Source organism: Nonomuraea rhizosphaerae (genome assembly GCF_019396405.1).
GTDB classification, from domain to species: domain Bacteria; phylum Actinomycetota; class Actinomycetes; order Streptosporangiales; family Streptosporangiaceae; genus Nonomuraea; species Nonomuraea rhizosphaerae.
In genome coordinates this window covers 1-15,939 of sequence record NZ_JAHKRL010000038.1, presented here as the reverse complement: position 1 = coordinate 15,939, position 15,939 = coordinate 1, and the positions used below count along the sequence as shown (strand labels likewise).

Sequence of the window (15,939 nt, the reverse complement as noted above, 5' to 3'; positions counted from 1 at the left end):
GCGTCCGGCCGCGCCGGTTGTGGACGGCGGCGCGTCCCGCGTCCCGCCGACGCCTGCGCGTCCCAGCAGAGGTTCCACGTCTCCTGGGGGCGCCCGTACGTCGCGGACGCGGTCTCGCATCCCTGAACGCGCGCCGCCGTCGATCACGATGGCCCGCCGGACGCGCCGCTCCCCGCCGCTGTGGCAGGTTCCCGGGCGCCGGCACCTGTGACGCCCGCGAACCCCCCGCCGCGGCCCTGGCGGCCCGCTTCCGGAAGACCTCGCGATCAGATCGATCACGCGTGCCGTGGCCCGCTCTCGGGCCGGTCACGCGTTGAGCAGTTCATGAGTTGGTCGCTCACGTGCCTGGCAGCCCGTGAGCCGGTCGCTCACGGGGTGAATCAGCCCGTGAGCCGGTCGGTCACGAGGGTGGATCAGCCCGTGAGCCGGTCGGTCACGCGCGGCGGCCCGTGATGGGCCCGCTCACGCGCACAGCGGTTCGTGGTCCGGTCAGTTGCGCGTGAAGTAGCCGGAGACGTCGCCGGTCAGCGCGTCGGCGGTCCAGGTGAGCGAGGTCATGGTGTCGCTGTAGCTGCCGGCGGCCTTGGTCCCGTTGGTCGAGACGACACCCGAGGTGTCCTCCACGAGCGGGGCGATCTCGTCGACGGAGGCGGCCTGCACGGTGCCGGGCACGGCCTCCACGAGCGGCGCGGACTCGGCCGGCGCGACGTGCCCGACGAGCGGGGCCAGCTTGCCGCCGCCCGCCTGCGGCAGCGCGCTCCTGGCGGCCGCGGCCAGGCTCTTGGTGGCCTCGCTCATGGTCAGGCTGTCAAGGCCCCGGCCGGCGTTGGTCATCGTGGAACCGGTGGCCGTGCCGGCGCTCCCCTGGACCACGTCGGTCCCGGTGAGCTGTCCCAGCCCGCCGAACACCGAGCCGTCGAGCAGCCCGGCCAGCGTCGAGAAGGCGCCGCGCTCGGTCTGGTACACGGTGGCCTTGCTGTTGCGCTGGACGGCGGCCTTGTCGGCGGCCGACTCGGCCAGGCGGGAGGCGCCGGGCAGCACGCCGGTGAGCCCGCCCAGCGGGTCGCTCAGGCGCCCGCCGACCGGGAGCTGCCCCTGGGTCGGCGAGAACTCCGCCGCGCCCTCCACGTTGGGCCCCTCCTCGGGGTTGGCCTGCTGGCTCGAACCCGACTTGCCCTTGCCCCCGCCGAGCAGGCCGCCGAGCAGGTTACCGCCACCGACGCCGCCGGCGCCGCCGAGCAGACCTCCCAGCAGTCCGCTGACGGGGTCACCACCGCCCGGCAGGCCGAGGTTGGTGGGGCGAAGGGCGTCGGCCTGGGCCGCCGGCGCGCTCAGCGCGGCGGCGAGCCCGAATGCTGCGACGGCGACCGCCGTCTTGATTACACGTTTCATGATTTGCCTTCCCGGCTCGTGATCGATCGCTCTCGGATGCAGAGGAAATGCGAATCGATAACCCCCGTACGCCGCGGCGAACACGCTATGGGCACCACACGAAGCGCGCCGTCCCGGCTGAGCTACTGACGCAGTTGTATCACCCCGGTCCGCGGGCCGCAGGCTGTGGAAAGCCCATTTCAGGCGGCCTTCCGGACCGGGCGGCCGATCATGGGGAGGGGGCCGGACGGGAAGACAAATCAGGAAATAGCAGGTGACTATTTCGGATATTCCGTTGACGTCGCCCGCGCCGCGCAAGCGAACCCCGGCGGCCCGCCGACAATGGCCGGGAAAACAAATGTCACGGGCCGGGGGCTCAATCTTTCCGCTTGCGGGGCACGCGCTTGACCGCTCAGACCGGCAGCAGCGCTTCCTCGGCGGCCGCCTCGTACGGGAAACGATCGGCGAAGGCCGGGCGCAGATCCGTCAGCCACACCGCCGACGGGTCGTAGTGCGCGAAGAACGGCCGGCCGACGAGCGCGGGGTCGCGGGCCTGGATCAGATGGAGCATGAACACCTTCTGCCCGGCGATCTCGGTGACGCCGTCAACGCACACCTTGCCCGGCGTGGCCGACATGGAGGGCCCGCGTACGGTGCGGCAGAGCCCGGAGACCGACGAGTAGGCGTCCCGGAAGATCTCGTACGCCCGCGCCAGCGGCACCGCGAAGTAGTCCTGGGGCCCCGTGTCGCGCTCGACGAACATGTAGTAGGGAATGAGCCCCATCCTGAGCTGCCGCCGCCACATGCTCGTCCACACGGCGGGATCGTCGTTGATGGACCGGATCAGCGGCGCCTGGGTCCTGATCGTCGCCCCGCTGCCCAGGATCCGCTTGACCGCCGACTCGACCAGCGGCGACTCCAGCTCGCGCGGGTGGGAGAAGTGGGCCATGAACGCCAGGTTCTTGCCCGCCTCCACGACCTGCTCGAACAGCTCCAGCGTCGCGTCGGCGTCGGGGTCGCTGACGAAGCGCTGCGGCCAGTACGCCAGCGCCTTGGTGCCGATCCTGATCGACTCCAGCTGCTCCAGGCCGAGCAGCGGCTCGATGTAGCGCCTGATGACCGGCTCGCCCATGATCATGGCGTCGCCGCCGGTGATCAGCACGCTGGTCACCTCGGGGTGCTGGCGGATGTAGGAGACCATCTGGTCGATGTCGTCGGAGGCGAACTTGAGGTCCGCGTCGCCGACGAACTGCGCCCAGCGGAAGCAGTACGTGCAGTAGGCGTGACAGGTCTGCCCCTGCTTGGGGAAGAACAGCACGGTCTCCGGGTATTTGTGCTGCATGCCCGGCACCGGCTCGTCGCCGATCCTGGGCACGTTGAGGTCCATCTGCCCCGCCGGGTGAGGGTTGAGCAGCGCGCGTACCTTGTTGGCCTCGGCCTGGATCTCCGCGTTGGGGGCCTCGGCCTTGAGCAGGTCGGCGAGCCTCGCCACGTCGGCCGCCGGAAGCATGTCCTCCTGGGGGAAGACGAGGCGGTATATGGGGTCGTCGGGCGCCGCCGACCAGTCGATGAGTTCGTCCACGACGTAGGCGTTCGTCCGGAAAGGCAGCACCGTCGCGACGGCACGCACCTGCAACCGCTCCTCTTCGTCGAGCCCGGCTCGTTGCAGAAGCTCGTCGAGGTGTTTGGACGTGTACGCCCGGAAGCGGCGCGTGCTCGCCTGGTTCAAGATCACTAGGCCTTTCCCATCTTTTTTGTTCGATCTGATGTAAACCTCGAGCGCCTGTCGTGCGTCTACGGTTCTTATACCGGGACGCGAAGCGCGGCGTATCCGGTTCCCTTGGACTCCAAGTTTTCGTTGAGCTTTGCCCACTCGCGACATATCTCGTTTACGCGTAGACTGGCCGACTGTGACCGAAGACCCCCTGCTGCGCGCCTCCGACGCCGACCGCGACCGCGTGGCCGCCGTGCTCGGCGAGGCGCTGGCCACCGGACGGCTCAACAGCCTGGAGCACGCCGACCGCCTGGAGGCCGCGTACACGGCCAGAACCGTCGGCGAGCTCGTCCCCATCACCCGCGACCTGCCCGAGGTGACCGCCTCGCGCGAGGCGCCCGTCGCCGTCGAGCGGCAGCAGATCTCCTCCAAATTCAGCAAGGTGATCAGGCAGGGCCGCTGGGTGGCCTCCCGTCACACCCGGCTGTCGGGCAGGTTCGGCGCGCTGATCATCGACCTGACCGAGGCCGTGCTGCCCGGCCGGCAGATCACGATCGAGATCGACGCCCGCTTCAGCAAGGTGCTCGTCCGCGTCCCGCCCAACGCCCACGTGATCGACGAGGGCGGCTCGATCTTCGGCAAGCGCGACGTCTCGGGCGGATCGGACGGCGACGGCCCGCTCATCCGCGTCGCGGGCCAGTCGATGTTCTCCAAGGTGATGGTCTCGCGGGCGCCCACCGGCTGGGTCCCCCACTGAGCCGCCGCCCCGCCCACGGGCCCGGCGGCCGGTCTGCCTACGATGCGGACGTGGCGCGACCGCGTCCCCGGCCACGCCACAGGGGACGCTCCGCCAGCCGTACGAGGTGAACTTCTTGTCCGAAACGAGGCCGATCGCGCTCGACGCCATGGGCGGCGACCACGCCCCGCACGAGATCGTCGCGGGAGCCGTCCACGCCGTGCGGGAGCGCGGGCTCGCGATCGTGCTCGTCGGCTCGCCGCGGGTCCTGTACGAGTCGCTCGCCGACCACGACGCGACGAAGGAGATCCCCATCGTGCGGGCCGAGGAGGCCCTGGCGATGGACGAGGGCGCGCTGGCCAGCCTGCGCCGCCCCCGCTCCAGCATCGCCGTCGCCTGCCACCTCGTCCGCCGCGGCGACGCCTCGGCCGTGGTGTCCGCGGGCTCGACCGCCGGCATCGTGGCCACGGGCCGGCTCCGGCTCAAGGCCCAGCAGGGGGTTCTGCGCCCGGCCATCGCCGTCGCCCTGCCCACGCTGCCCAAGCCGACGCTGCTCCTGGACGCGGGCGCCAACGCCGAGGTCAAGCCGGAGATGCTGGTCCAGTTCGCGCACCTGGGCGCCGCGTACGCCGAGCTGGCCTACGACATCACCACGCCCAAGGTCGGCCTGCTCACCATCGGCAGCGAGGCGGAGAAGGGCAACAAGACCGTCAAGAAGGCCCACGAGCTGCTGCAGAGCGCCCCCGGCCTGAGCTTCGTCGGCAACGTCGAGGGCCACGACCTGCTCAACGGCGCCGCCGACGTGATCACCACCGACGGCTTCACCGGCAACGTGGCGCTGAAGACGATGGAGGGCGCGGTCCGCTACGCGTTCGGCGAGCTGAGGCAGACGATCGAGGGCAGCAGGCTGGCCAGGATCGCGGCCCTGCTGCAGCGCTCGCGCCTGCGCGAGCTGCGCCGCCGCCTCGACCCCGAGGCCCACGGCGGCGCCGTCCTGCTCGGGCTGAACGGGACCGTCGTCATCGCCCACGGCTCCTCGCGGGCGGCGGGCATCAGCGCCGCCTGCAAGCTGGCCGCCGGCCTCTCCGCGGACGGCATCGTGACCAGGATCGGCGACCGGATCACCGCGGCGCAGCGCTCGCACCGGCTCAGAACCCCATAGTCTGTGGCAGATCCACAAATCTCGGGGGGTTGTGTGGATGGGCTGACCTCGGCACAGGTCTCGGGGGCGAAGACCAACCATGTGCCGCGCCGATCGAGCAGATCGCTCGGCGCGATCATCAGGGCGAACGTGTTCACACTGTTCAACCTGGTCATCGGCGTGCTCTGGGCGCTGGTGCTGATCTTCGGCGAGTGGCAGGACGGGCTGTTCGGGCTGGTCATCGTGGCCAACGCGCTGATCGGCATCATCCAGGAGCTGCGCGCCAAACGGACGCTCGACCGGCTCGCGGTGATCAACGAGGCGCCCGTACGGGTCCGCCGCGACGGCCGGGAGCGGGAGATCCAGCCACGCCAGGTGGTGCTCGGCGACCTGATCCTGCTCGGCCCCGGCGACCGCCTGCTGGTGGACGGCGAGGTCGTCGCCTCCGACGGGCTGGAGATCGACGAGTCGCTGCTGACCGGCGAGGCCGACCCGGTGCGCAAGAAGCCGGGCGACGAGGTGCTGTCGGGCAGCTTCGCCGTCGCCGGCTCGGGCGCGTTCGTGGCGACCAAGGTCGGCACCGACGCCTACGCCGTACGGCTGGCGGAGGAGGCCAGCAGGTTCCACCTGGCCCACTCCGAGCTGCGCGACGGCGTCGCCAACTTCATCAAGTACATCACCTGGCTGGTCATCCCGATCGGCGCGCTGCTGCTCTACAGCCAGCTCCGCAACTCGGCCGACTTCGGCACCGCCATCACCGGCGCGGTCGCGGGCATCGTCACCATGATCCCCGAGGGGCTGGTGCTGATGACCTCGATCGCCTTCGCCGTCGGCGTCGTACGGCTCGGCCGCCGCCGCTGCCTGGTGCAGGAGCTGCCCGCGATCGAGGGCCTGGCCAGGGTGGACGTGCTGTGCCTGGACAAGACCGGCACGCTGACCGCGGGCGGCATGGAGCTCGGCGAGGTCCTGCCGCTGGCCGGCGGCCACCCGGTCGGCGACGCGCTCGCCGCCCTCGCCGGCGCCGACCACCACCCCAACGCCACGGCCCGGGCCATCCGCGAACGCTACCCCTCGACGGACTGGACGGCCGGCGCCACGGTGCCGTTCTCCTCGGCGCGCAAATGGAGCGGCGCCGACTTCGGGCCGCACGGCGCCTGGCTGCTGGGCGCGCCCGACGTGCTGCTCGACCGGGCCGCCGACGGGTACGAGCGGGCCGCCGAGCTGGCCCTGAGCGGGACCCGGGTGCTGGCGCTGTGCCGTACGGACATCCTTCCCGAGCCCGGGGCCGCCGAGGCGCCTCTGGAGCCCGGAAGCGTCGAGGCGGTCGCGCTGATCACCCTCAAGCAGCGCATCAGGCCCGACGCCCACGAGACCCTGCGCTACTTCGCCGAGCAGGGCGTCACGGTCAAGGTGATCTCCGGCGACAACCCCGACGCCGTCGCCGCCATCGCCACGAGCCTGGACATCCCCGACGGCCACCGCGCGCTCGACGCCCGGACGCTGCCCGACGACGACCCGGACAAGCTGGGCGAACTCCTCGACACCCACACCGTCTTCGGCCGCGTCACCCCGCGGCAGAAGCGCGGCTTCGTCAGCGCGCTCCAGGCGCGCGGTCACACCGTCGCGATGACCGGCGACGGCGTCAACGACGTGCTCGCGCTCAAGGACGCCGACCTCGGCATCTGCATGGGCGCCGGCAGCCCCGCCACCAAGGCCGTCGCCCAGGTGGTGCTGCTCGACGACCGCTTCGCCTCACTGCCGCACGTCGTCGGCGAGGGCCGCCGGGTGCTGGCCAACATCGAGCGGGTCTCGAACCTGTTCCTCACCAAGACGTTCTACGCGATCGCGCTGTCGCTGCTGACCGGGGTGCTCGGGCTGATGTTCCCGTTCGCGCCGCGCCACTCCACGCTGACGAACGCGCTGACCATCGGCATCCCCGCCTTCTTCCTGGCGCTCGCCCCGACGCTCGAACGCGCCCGGCCGGGGTTCGTGCCCCGGGTGATGCGCTTCGCGATACCGGCGGGCGTTCTGTGCGCGGGAGCGGTGTTCCTGGCGTTCTGGGCCGCGCACGACGGCGTCTCCACCCTGACCGCGGACCGCACGTCGGCGGTGATCGCGCTGTTCCTCACCACCTGGTGGGTGCTGGTGCTGATCGCCAGGCCGCTCACGCCCTGGCGGGTCGCCATGGTCGCCTCCATGGCGGCGCTGTTCGGGCTGGCCCTGGTGATCCCCTTCGTCAGGGACTTCTTCGCCCTCGAACCGGGCGACATCGGCAACGACCTCACCGCCGTCGGGATCTCGGCCGTGGCCGCCGTATTGATCAGCGGCGCGGTCAGGCTCGCCGGTACCCTTAGACCATGACCGACCCGCAGAAAGTGCTCACCGAGCGCGTGCAGCAGGCGCTGGCCCGCGCGTTCGGCCCCGAGCACGCCGACGCAGATCCGCTGATCCGGCCCTCCCAGTTCGCCGACTTCCAGGCGAACGTCGCGATGAGCCTGGCCAAGCGACTGCGACGGGCGCCGCGGGAGGTCGCCGAGTCCATCAGGGCCGAGCTGTCCGACTTCCCCGGCACGGTCGAGGTCAGCGGCCCCGGGTTCCTCAACATCACGCTCGACGACTCGTGGATCGAGGCCGAGGCGGCCAGGATGCTCGACGACCCGCGCGCGGGCGTCGGCCAGGCCGCGCCGCCGCAGACCGTCGTGATCGACTACTCCGCGCCCAACGCGGCCAAGGAGATGCACGTCGGCCACCTGCGCACGACGATCGTCGGCGACGCCCTGGCCCGCCTGCACGAGCACCTCGGCAACACCGTCATCAGGCAGAACCACCTGGGCGACTGGGGCACCCCGTTCGGCATGCTCATCGAGCACCTGCTCGACATCGGCGAGGAGACCGCCGTCGCGCAGCTCCAGGCCGGCATGGGCACCGAGTACTACCAGGGCGCCAGAGCCAAGTTCGACGCGTCGGAGGAGTTCAAGGCCCGCTCGCGCAAGCGGGTCACCATGCTCCAGTCCGGCGACCCGGACACCCTGCGGCTGTGGCACGTCTTCATGGACGCCACGATCGCCTACTTCAACAAGGTGTACGACACGCTCGGCGTCACGCTCACCGACGCCGACATCGCCGGCGAGAGCATGTACAACCCGATGCTCGACCAGACCTGCGACGACCTGGAGGCCGCCGGGGTGGCCGTGCTGAGCGAGGGCGCGCTGTGCGTCTTCCCGCCCGGCTTCACCGGCTCCGACGACAAGCCGCTGCCGCTGATCATCAGGAAGAGCGACGGCGGCTACGGCTACGCCACCACCGACCTGGCCGCGATCCGCTACCGGGTGGACGACCTCAAGGTCGACCGCATCCTCTACGTGGTGGGCGCCGACCAGGCGCTGCACTTCCGCATGGTGTTCGCGGCCGGCAAGCTGGCCGGCTGGCTGCCCGACGACGTCTCGGCCGAGCACGTCCAGATCGGGATGATGCTCGGCAAGGACGGCCGGCGGTTCAAGACCCGTTCCGGCCAGTCGATCAAGCTGACCGACCTGCTCCAGGAGGCGGTCGACCGGGCCTCGGCGGCCATCGCCGACCGCGGCTACGACGAGGCCACGCGGAGCGAGATCGCCCACGCGGTCGGCATGGGCGCGGTCAAGTACGCCGACCTGTCGGTGGGCCACGACAGCGAGTACGTCTTCGACTACGACCGCATGCTGGGCTTCACCGGCAACACCGGCCCATACATGCAGTACGCGACCGCCCGGATCCGCTCGATCTTCCGCAAGGCGGGCCTGACCCCCGACGAGGCGAGCGGCCCCATCGTGCTGGGCGACCCGGCCGAGCGGGCGCTGGCCCTCCACCTGCTGGGCTTCGGCGCGCTGGTGGAGCAGGTCACCGACCGGTCGGAGCCGCACCGGCTCTGCGCCTTCCTCTTCGAGACCGCCAGCCTCTTCAGCACCTTCTACGAGGAGCTGCCGGTCCTGAAGGAAGGCGTCGACGCCGACACCCGAGCCCACCGGCTGGCCCTGTGCGCGCTGACCCTGCGCGTCATGCGCACCGGGCTGGAGCTCCTGGGTGTCCCGGTGCTGGAGCGCATGTAGCAGGTTGTCGCGGGCGCGCCTCCACCTGGGCGGCGCGCCCCCCGGTTAGGCTTTACGCGGTCATGAACTGAGGCCGACATGGGGGAGTTCTCTGCCTTGAGTACGGACCTGACTGCTGACCCCCAAGCAGCGACGGAGCTGCAACGCTACGCCGAGGCGTTGCTGTCCCACCTGGCCGCCAACGGCACCGCGCCTCCGGCCCCACCCGACTTTCCCGACAAGCCGGGCTACTGGCTGCCGCCCGCCGTCGAGGCGCTGGTGGCGATCCTCTCCGGCGACGACCCACTGGAGCCGCTGAGCCGGGCCGCGGGACGCGACCAGCAGCAGACCGCGCTCTTCCTCTGCCTGTCCCTGGCCGTCGCCGGCCACGGCAGCCGCATCCACGCCTCCTGGCTCGGCACGGCCTTCGGCGACCTGTCGCTCGAACACCCGGTCGCCCACGGCCAGCGGGCCCTCTGGCTGGCCGCCGCCCGAGGCGCGTACGGGCCGGCCGGGAAGATCTTCGTCCTGCGCAAGCTGGACGCGCTGACCGTGCCCGAGCACGCCGACGCCCACCAGTGGACCCAGGCGCTCGCGCCCGGCGAACCCACCGTCGTCGTACCGCCCTCATTGATCGACTTCCCGGAGATGGCCGAGATCCCCGAGCTGGCCAGGCCCGCCCTGGCGGCGGCACGGCTGGCCAGGCTCCGCGCCCGCTGCGCCGAGATCACCTGCGCGCGGCAGGCCGAGCACGACTCGTCCACCCCGCTCACCAACAGCTCCGGCAGCCCCGCCGCCTCCTGGGAGGAGGACGAGCCGCTGGCCGTGCTCCGCACCCTGATCGGCCTCGGCGGCCCGCCGGGCCCGATGGGGTCGCTGACCGCGCACCTCCTCGACGACCTGCGCCCCGGCGCCGACCCGCACCTGGCGGCGATCGCCCTGCACGTGGCGGGCCCGATCCTGCGCCAGGTCGCCGAGGAGCTCGAGGCCGACAGCCGCCTCCCACCGCCCGCCACCCTGACCGTCCCGCTGCTCGGCCACCAGATCGAACTCCAGCCCGAAGGCCCCGACGGCGCATCGCTCGCCCGCGCGGAGAGCGAGATCGTGACCAACGGGATGATCCGGCGGCGCCCGCCCTGGGAGGCCCTGGCGCTCATCGTCGCCGGCGGCGCCTTCCTCGTCGGCAGCCTCCTGGCGCCCTGGTCGGCCGCCGTGGTGGCCTGCCTCGCCGCCGTGGGCGCGGTCCTGCACGGGATCGCCGCCTGGCGGCTCTGGCGCCGCCGCAAGGCCATCGAATCGGACGTCCGCTACGTGGCCGGGCAGATCGGGGAGCTGAAGGAGCTGGCGGACGGGGCGGTGTGGGCGCTGCACGCGTACGCCCGCGAGGCGGACGCCCGGGCCGAACAGGCGGCGGACGACTCGGCCGAGCTGACCCGGCTGATCCGCCGGGGGCCGCGCGCCGCCTGACCCGCCCCCGGACCGGCTGCTGATACGGCGCCCGGCCCTGGAACGGTGCTCAGCCCCCCGGCCTGCCTGTTCGAGCACTGCGCCTGATCGTGAGGCGACACGAAACACCGAGGACAGCGCCTCGGCACGAACACATGGATAGATGGATGACACCGGGCGTGGATGGAGGCTCCAGCATCCCAGTCCCGCGGCGCGGCACGGCTGGGGTGCCGGAGAGGAACTGATCCCCTAGGAGTTCTCGATCTCCACGTGAGCCGGCGCGAGCAGGAAGACCCGATCGGCGATGCGCTCGATCCGCCCCTCACACCCATAGGCCAGGCCCGCCGCGAAGTCGACCATCCTGGTCGCCTCAGGCATGGGCATGCCCGTCACATCCATGATCACCGTCTGGCCCTCGCGGAAGTACTGGCCGATCATCGGTGCGTCGTTGTACTTGAGCGGCTGGACCATCACGATCCGCGACGAGTCCGCAGTGCTCCGCCAACGCCTCGCGGCCCGCTCCGTCGCGGGCATGTACTCCTCTTCGTACTGCCCGTCGTCGTCGTAACCGTCGTCGTAGTGGTCGATTCCGCCCAGGCCAAGGTAGCTCACCACCTTGCGCACTGCCCCCATCGGCTTGTCCTCTCCTTCAGGAACACACCGTTAATCGGCACGTCCCCACACATTGGACGGTAACCGACGATTCCGCGTTCGCCATGCGACACGCCCACAACTAATTCCATTTTGTACGGCTACCGTCCAGCTTTCACCCGGATATCTGTCCCCCGATAGCATCCGAACATGCGCCTGTTCACCGTGGACGCCTTCACCTCCACCGCTTTCAAGGGTAATCCTGCCGCAGTCTGCCTGCTGGAGTCTCCCCCTACTGGGTCATGGATGCAGGCTGTGGCCACGGAGATGGGTCTGTCCGAGACCGCCTTCCTGCACGGGGATTCGCTGCGCTGGTTCACCCCCGCGGTCGAGGTGTCCCTCTGCGGGCACGCCACTCTGGCCACCGCGCACGTGCTGTATTCGACGGGCGCCGCCGACGGCCCCGTCGATTTCCGTACGGCCGGCGGGACGCTCACCGTCAATCGCACCGCCGACGGCATGATCACCATGGATTTCCCGGTGAAGGAAGTGTCCGCCACCGCCGTTCCCGACGGGCTGGAAAAGGCGCTCGGAGCTGCGCCGGTGCGGGTCGGCAGGAGCAATCTCGACCTGCTGGTGGAGCTGGAGTCGGAGCAGGCCGTACGGACGCTCACCCCTGACATCGAGGCACTGGCGGCAGTGGAGGCCAGAGGCGTGATCGTCACCGCGGCCGGCTCCTCAGCGACGACCTCCTCGCCGGTGGACTTCGTCTCCCGCTTCTTCGCCCCGAACGTGGGTGTCCCGGAGGACCCGGTCACCGGCTCGGCGCACTGCGCGCTGGCCCCGTACTGGTCGGAACGCCTCGGCCGCACGTCCATGACCGGCGCCCAGCTCTCACGCCGGGGTGGCCTGGTCCACGTGCGGACGGCCGGAGATCGCGTCCACCTCGCCGGCCATGCCGTGACGGTCCTGTCAGGCCAACTCCACGTCTGACCGCCCTCGCCTCAAGCTTTGTAGAACCGGCGATGCAGCTCCCGCACCTGATCGGCCAGCTCCGGCGCCGGCCCTTCCACCACAACCCCCGGAACGATCTCCTGGATCGGCAACGTACGCACCGGCGGCGCGGGCACCCCCAGCTCACCGAGCCACCCCGCCAGTTGCTCGGAGGACGCCGCGTACACGATCCTCCCCAACCCCACCCATCCATGGGCAGCGGCGCACATGGGGCAGTGCTCGCCAGAGGTGTAGACGGTCGCCGCCGCCCGCTCCTCGACCGTCATGTGCGCGGCGGCCCAGCGCGCCAGCTCGAACTCCGGATGCCGGGTACGGTCCCCGGACGCCACGTGATTGTGATCCTCGGCGAGCACGGCCCCGTCGGCGGACACGAGCACCGACCCGAACGGCTCGTCCCCCACCTCCAACGCCTGCGTCGCCAGTTCCACACACCTACGCAGATACCGCAGATCACCCTCAGCAGTCATGACGCACGCTCCCGTCCCTCCATCTCGCCCATTCCCCGCCGGGAATTGTCGGCCGACGCTCTCCACAGCAGAGTCGACCAAAGTACATCCTCTGCACAGGAGACCCGATGACCGAGATCAACCCCCAGGACCTGGCCGCCCGCTACGTAGCCCTCTGGACCGAGCCCGATCCCGGCCTACGCCGCGACGCCATCCGATCCCTGTGGTCCGAGAACTGCACCCACATCGTCCAGGCCCCCGAAGAGATCCTGAAGGTGGCCGCCGACATCGGCTTCACCACCGCCGACCTCACCGCCCGAGGGTACGACAGCCTGGAGGTCAGGGTGAGCCGGGCGTACGAGGAGTTCGTGGCACCCGGCGAGTACACGTTCAAGCCTCACGGCACCGCCCAACGCCTCGAAGACGTGGTCAAGCTCCGCTGGGAGATGGTCCCGGTGAACGGCGGCGAAGCAGCCGGCGTCGGACTGGACATCCTGGTGCTCGACGCGGACGGCCGCATCAAGACGGACTACCAGTTCATCGAAAGCTGAGCCCACCCCGCAGCCACCTCAGCACTCCCCCGGCCCAGAGTTCCCGGCGACGCTCAGGCGACCTCCACAGGACACACGGATCCGCCGACAGCCAGGCCCACAGACCGGCCCCCACCACACCGGCTACAAGCTGACCGCCGAGGACGCCCGGCGGCCAGCACCTCCACCGAACCAGCGAGATAGTGATCAGCAGGACCAGGGACTACTTTCGAGAAACGGACCGTCGACGCAACCACCCGGCCGCCCGATGAGCAACAGGCCCGAGCAAACTGACATCCCTAACGGCCTTCTTCAACGCCTGAACCGTGTTCTGCGACTCCGTCGTAACCTTCCTCAGCTCCGCCGTCGTGCGCCGCAGCTCGGCGGCGAGCCGATCAAGGTCACCCGCCGCCGCCCCTGACGCCCCGGCCGCCTTGGGCTTCTTACGCTGATTGACGCGTACGAGCTCCCGATCCCCCAGCACATCAGTGGTGTGCCACAGATCGGCCCGCGTACCGAGCCATTCCAGCAACCGCCGCTGAACAGGCACCGGATCGCCCCACATCGCGTACAGCTTCTGCGAACTGACACAGATCGGCGCCATCCCCAGCCCAGCGACCGCCTCCCACACCGCGAGCGCCACCCCCGGCGTGTGCTCACTGCGATAGTCATCGAACGCGACAACCCCATCCCCCTTGAGCACAGCCCGCGCCGCCAGAACGTCGCCCTTCACATGCGTGTAGAGATGCGACGCGTCAACATGCACGAACCTGCAGGAGTCCGCCTTCACATGATCGAGGATGATCGACGTCGGGCCGTGCACGATCTCCGGCAGGGTGTCGTGCACACTCAGATAGTTCTGCTCGAACTTCTGACGGCTGAGCGTGGAGTACGACCTGCTGGTCTCGGCATTGTTGTCCGCGTCCGGCGCATCCGACTCGAACAGATCACAGACGGTGAAACCCTCCCCCTGCCGCAAGTGCGCCCCGATCAGGACCGCACTCTTGCCCAGGTACGCCCCCAGTTCCAGGACGTCACCCTGAGCACCGCCCGACAGGAACCACTCGAACAGCCGCTGATCGGCCGGCCAGAACCAGCCGGGAATGCGTTCCAGGGCGGCGGTGAGCTCGGGTGTGGACATGCCCGGACGCTAACAGTCACGGTTTTCGCATGTCGAGTGAATGTTCGGTTAACGCCCGTGGACATCCAGCTCCTCCGCTCCCGTCCTGAGCAACCCACGAACGTGCTCCATCGCCCCTCAAATCCCTCATCACGATGAGCCGACCCGTCCTCCGAATAGCCCAATGCCCTCAAATGAGCCGGGTCACAGAGCCAGCCGCCGTGACGGACCAGGCCACGGTCACCAGCGGTTCGTCGCTGACCAGAACCGTCCGTCGGGCATCAAGCCACCGTCACCAGACAGCTGCCCACCAGGAGCAAGCTACAGTCACCGGACATCTGTTGATCAGCCCCGCCCCGCGCCACGGAACAGGCCGATGTCATGCCGCAGCCCGGCGTCGCCGAAGGCCAGCCACCGTCGAGGAAGCGGCCCATACAGCCACAATCGGCAGGCGCCAGTCAGCAGGGCGCTCGGGAGCCAAGCCCGTCGTCGACGAGACGGCCTGGAGTCGCGAAGTGGTCCGCGCCCCGCCACAGGGCGTGAGGTGGTCGGCAGTCAGCCAGATGCTCGGTAACCGGCCCTGCTCATCGCCGCGAAGCCGTCCACAACCATCCCCGGCAGGCCCCGACCGCCCGTAGCAGTCCACCACCGTCCACAGCAACCGGCCTCGCGAAGCCAACGCCCACACGGCCGTCCAGCACCATCCCCAGCAGGCCCCAGTGGCCCACTCGATCCCAGGAACCGCCCATACGGCCGCCCAGCACATCCCTGGCAGTCCCCGGCCGCCGCTGCAGTCCACAGCAAACACGGCCGCGACCGTCCGCAGCCGTCAGCAGCCCTCCATTGCCGCGGAGCGGTCTGTTGCCTGCCTCGGCGCGACCCGTCACCGCCTCAGCACTCGCTACTGACGGGACAACCTGCGGCTGGCAGGGCAAGCTCGCAGCCGACCTGGCGCCATCACTCCGCAGCTGTGCGCAGCTGTCGGCGACCGTCCGTTGCTGTGAAGCGGTCCGTCATCTGCCGTAGAACGGTCGTTACGGCCACGCGTCCCGCCATTGACGGGACAGCCTGAGGCTGGCAGGGCAACTTGCTGCCGACCTGTCCCCACCAATGGTGGGCTACCTGCCGCCGACAGAGCAGCCCGCAGCCGCCCCAGGCGCGACCGCCGGCGAACAGTGTGCGGCCGGCGGAGCAGCCCCCGCAGCCGGCAGGGCAGCCCGCTGCCGACTCGTTCCCCCCGCAACCGGGACAGCCTGCGCCGACAGGGCAGCTCGTCAATGGCCGGGGCGTCACCGCTGGTGGAGCAGCCCACGGCTGGTGGAGCAGCCTCCGTAGTCGGCGGGGCAGCCTGCCTTCGGCTCGGTCACCCCAACGGCGGCCGCACCACTGACCCCGCGAACCCCTGCGGCCGACGAAGCAGCCCCGCAGCCGCCCCGCTGCGGCCTGGCCACCCCACAACGCGCAGCCGACCGTCCCGGCCACCCGGCAGCGCCGACCACACCAGCAACCCGCAACAGCGGACCGGCAACCCCAGCACCCCCGCGAAACGGACCGGCAACCCGGCAACACAGGACGGATTGAACAACCCCCGTAAACGCAGAAAGGGCCCCCGCCATACGGCGTGGGGCCCTTCCTGTCGTGCAACGATTGTCCGGCGGTGACCTACTCTCCCACACCCTCCCGAGTGCAGTACCATCGGCGCTGGGAAGCTTAACTTCCGGGTTCGGAATGTAACCGGGTGTTTCCTTCCCGCCATAACCGCCGTA

At 70.3% G+C, this 15,939-nt stretch carries 12 protein-coding genes and 1 rRNA gene; 7 read left to right on the top strand and 6 right to left on the bottom strand.

From position 1 onward, the window contains the following. Positions 1-489: 489 nt before the first annotated feature. Positions 490-1,392 carry a hypothetical protein gene (locus tag KME77_RS01820; protein WP_219460901.1) on the bottom strand — a complete coding sequence of 301 codons (903 nt, stop codon included), beginning with the start codon at positions 1,390-1,392 and terminating at the stop codon, positions 490-492. 391 nt (positions 1,393-1,783) lie between these two features. Further along, entirely contained in the window at positions 1,784-3,106 is a 1,323-nt protein-coding gene (locus KME77_RS01815; protein ID WP_219460898.1) for a KamA family radical SAM protein, read from the bottom strand. Between the two features lie 175 nt (positions 3,107-3,281). Here KME77_RS01815 and KME77_RS01810 point away from each other — a divergent pair, with 175 nt between their 5' ends. The 5 genes from KME77_RS01810 (at position 3,282) to KME77_RS01790 (ending at position 10,493) form a co-directional block, all read left to right on the top strand. Continuing rightward, a complete protein-coding gene (locus tag KME77_RS01810) occupies positions 3,282-3,842 on the top strand; it encodes a DUF1707 SHOCT-like domain-containing protein (protein WP_308250499.1) in 561 nt (186 codons plus the stop codon). Positions 3,843-3,957: 115 nt separating this feature from the next. Continuing rightward, a complete protein-coding gene (gene plsX / locus KME77_RS01805; protein WP_246609021.1) occupies positions 3,958-4,983 on the top strand; it encodes a phosphate acyltransferase PlsX in 1,026 nt (341 codons plus the stop codon). Between the two features lie 33 nt (positions 4,984-5,016). After that, a complete protein-coding gene (locus tag KME77_RS01800; RefSeq protein ID WP_308250498.1) occupies positions 5,017-7,323 on the top strand; it encodes an HAD-IC family P-type ATPase in 2,307 nt (768 codons plus the stop codon). Further along, on the top strand, positions 7,320-9,047 hold the full coding sequence (argS, locus tag KME77_RS01795; protein ID WP_219460896.1) for an arginine--tRNA ligase: 1,728 nt from the start codon (positions 7,320-7,322) through the stop codon (positions 9,045-9,047). Before KME77_RS01800 ends, argS begins: the two co-directional genes overlap by 4 nt. A 96-nt stretch (positions 9,048-9,143) precedes the next feature. Next, positions 9,144-10,493 carry a hypothetical protein gene (locus KME77_RS01790; RefSeq protein ID WP_246609020.1) on the top strand — a complete coding sequence of 450 codons (1,350 nt, stop codon included), beginning with the start codon at positions 9,144-9,146 and terminating at the stop codon, positions 10,491-10,493. Positions 10,494-10,721: 228 nt separating this feature from the next. Here KME77_RS01790 and KME77_RS01785 read toward each other — a convergent pair whose 3' ends face one another. Then, entirely contained in the window at positions 10,722-11,105 is a 384-nt protein-coding gene (locus tag KME77_RS01785; protein ID WP_219460893.1) for a cell division protein SepF, read from the bottom strand. A 168-nt stretch (positions 11,106-11,273) separates the two neighbouring features. Here KME77_RS01785 and KME77_RS01780 point away from each other — a divergent pair, with 168 nt between their 5' ends. Then, positions 11,274-12,056, top strand: a complete 783-nt coding sequence (locus tag KME77_RS01780; RefSeq protein WP_219460890.1) for a PhzF family phenazine biosynthesis protein — start codon at positions 11,274-11,276, stop codon at positions 12,054-12,056. A gap of 11 nt (positions 12,057-12,067) precedes the next feature. On the opposite strand, the gene KME77_RS01775 is transcribed toward KME77_RS01780, so the two are convergent. Continuing rightward, complete coding sequence (locus KME77_RS01775; RefSeq protein ID WP_219460888.1) at positions 12,068-12,544, bottom strand: nucleoside deaminase; 477 nt, start codon at positions 12,542-12,544, stop codon at positions 12,068-12,070. 107 nt (positions 12,545-12,651) lie between these two features. Between KME77_RS01775 and KME77_RS01770 the strand changes: the two genes are divergently transcribed. Then, a complete protein-coding gene (locus KME77_RS01770; protein WP_219460886.1) occupies positions 12,652-13,074 on the top strand; it encodes a hypothetical protein in 423 nt (140 codons plus the stop codon). A 202-nt stretch (positions 13,075-13,276) separates the two neighbouring features. On the opposite strand, the gene KME77_RS01765 is transcribed toward KME77_RS01770, so the two are convergent. Further along, a complete protein-coding gene (locus KME77_RS01765; RefSeq protein ID WP_219460883.1) occupies positions 13,277-14,194 on the bottom strand; it encodes a class I SAM-dependent methyltransferase in 918 nt (305 codons plus the stop codon). Between the two features lie 1,628 nt (positions 14,195-15,822). Further along, positions 15,823-15,939, bottom strand: a 5S ribosomal RNA gene (gene rrf / locus KME77_RS01760).

Coding starts and splice junctions, on each gene's coding strand:
- KME77_RS01820 (WP_219460901.1), bottom strand. CDS start 1,392: ATGAAACGTGTAATCAAGACGGCGGTCGCCGTCGCAGCATTCGGGCTC.
- KME77_RS01785 (WP_219460893.1), bottom strand. CDS start 11,105: ATGGGGGCAGTGCGCAAGGTGGTGAGCTACCTTGGCCTGGGCGGAATC.
- KME77_RS01770 (WP_219460886.1), top strand. CDS start 12,652: ATGACCGAGATCAACCCCCAGGACCTGGCCGCCCGCTACGTAGCCCTC.
- argS (WP_219460896.1), top strand. CDS start 7,320: ATGACCGACCCGCAGAAAGTGCTCACCGAGCGCGTGCAGCAGGCGCTG.
- KME77_RS01775 (WP_219460888.1), bottom strand. CDS start 12,544: ATGACTGCTGAGGGTGATCTGCGGTATCTGCGTAGGTGTGTGGAACTG.
- KME77_RS01780 (WP_219460890.1), top strand. CDS start 11,274: ATGCGCCTGTTCACCGTGGACGCCTTCACCTCCACCGCTTTCAAGGGT.
- KME77_RS01765 (WP_219460883.1), bottom strand. CDS start 14,194: ATGTCCACACCCGAGCTCACCGCCGCCCTGGAACGCATTCCCGGCTGG.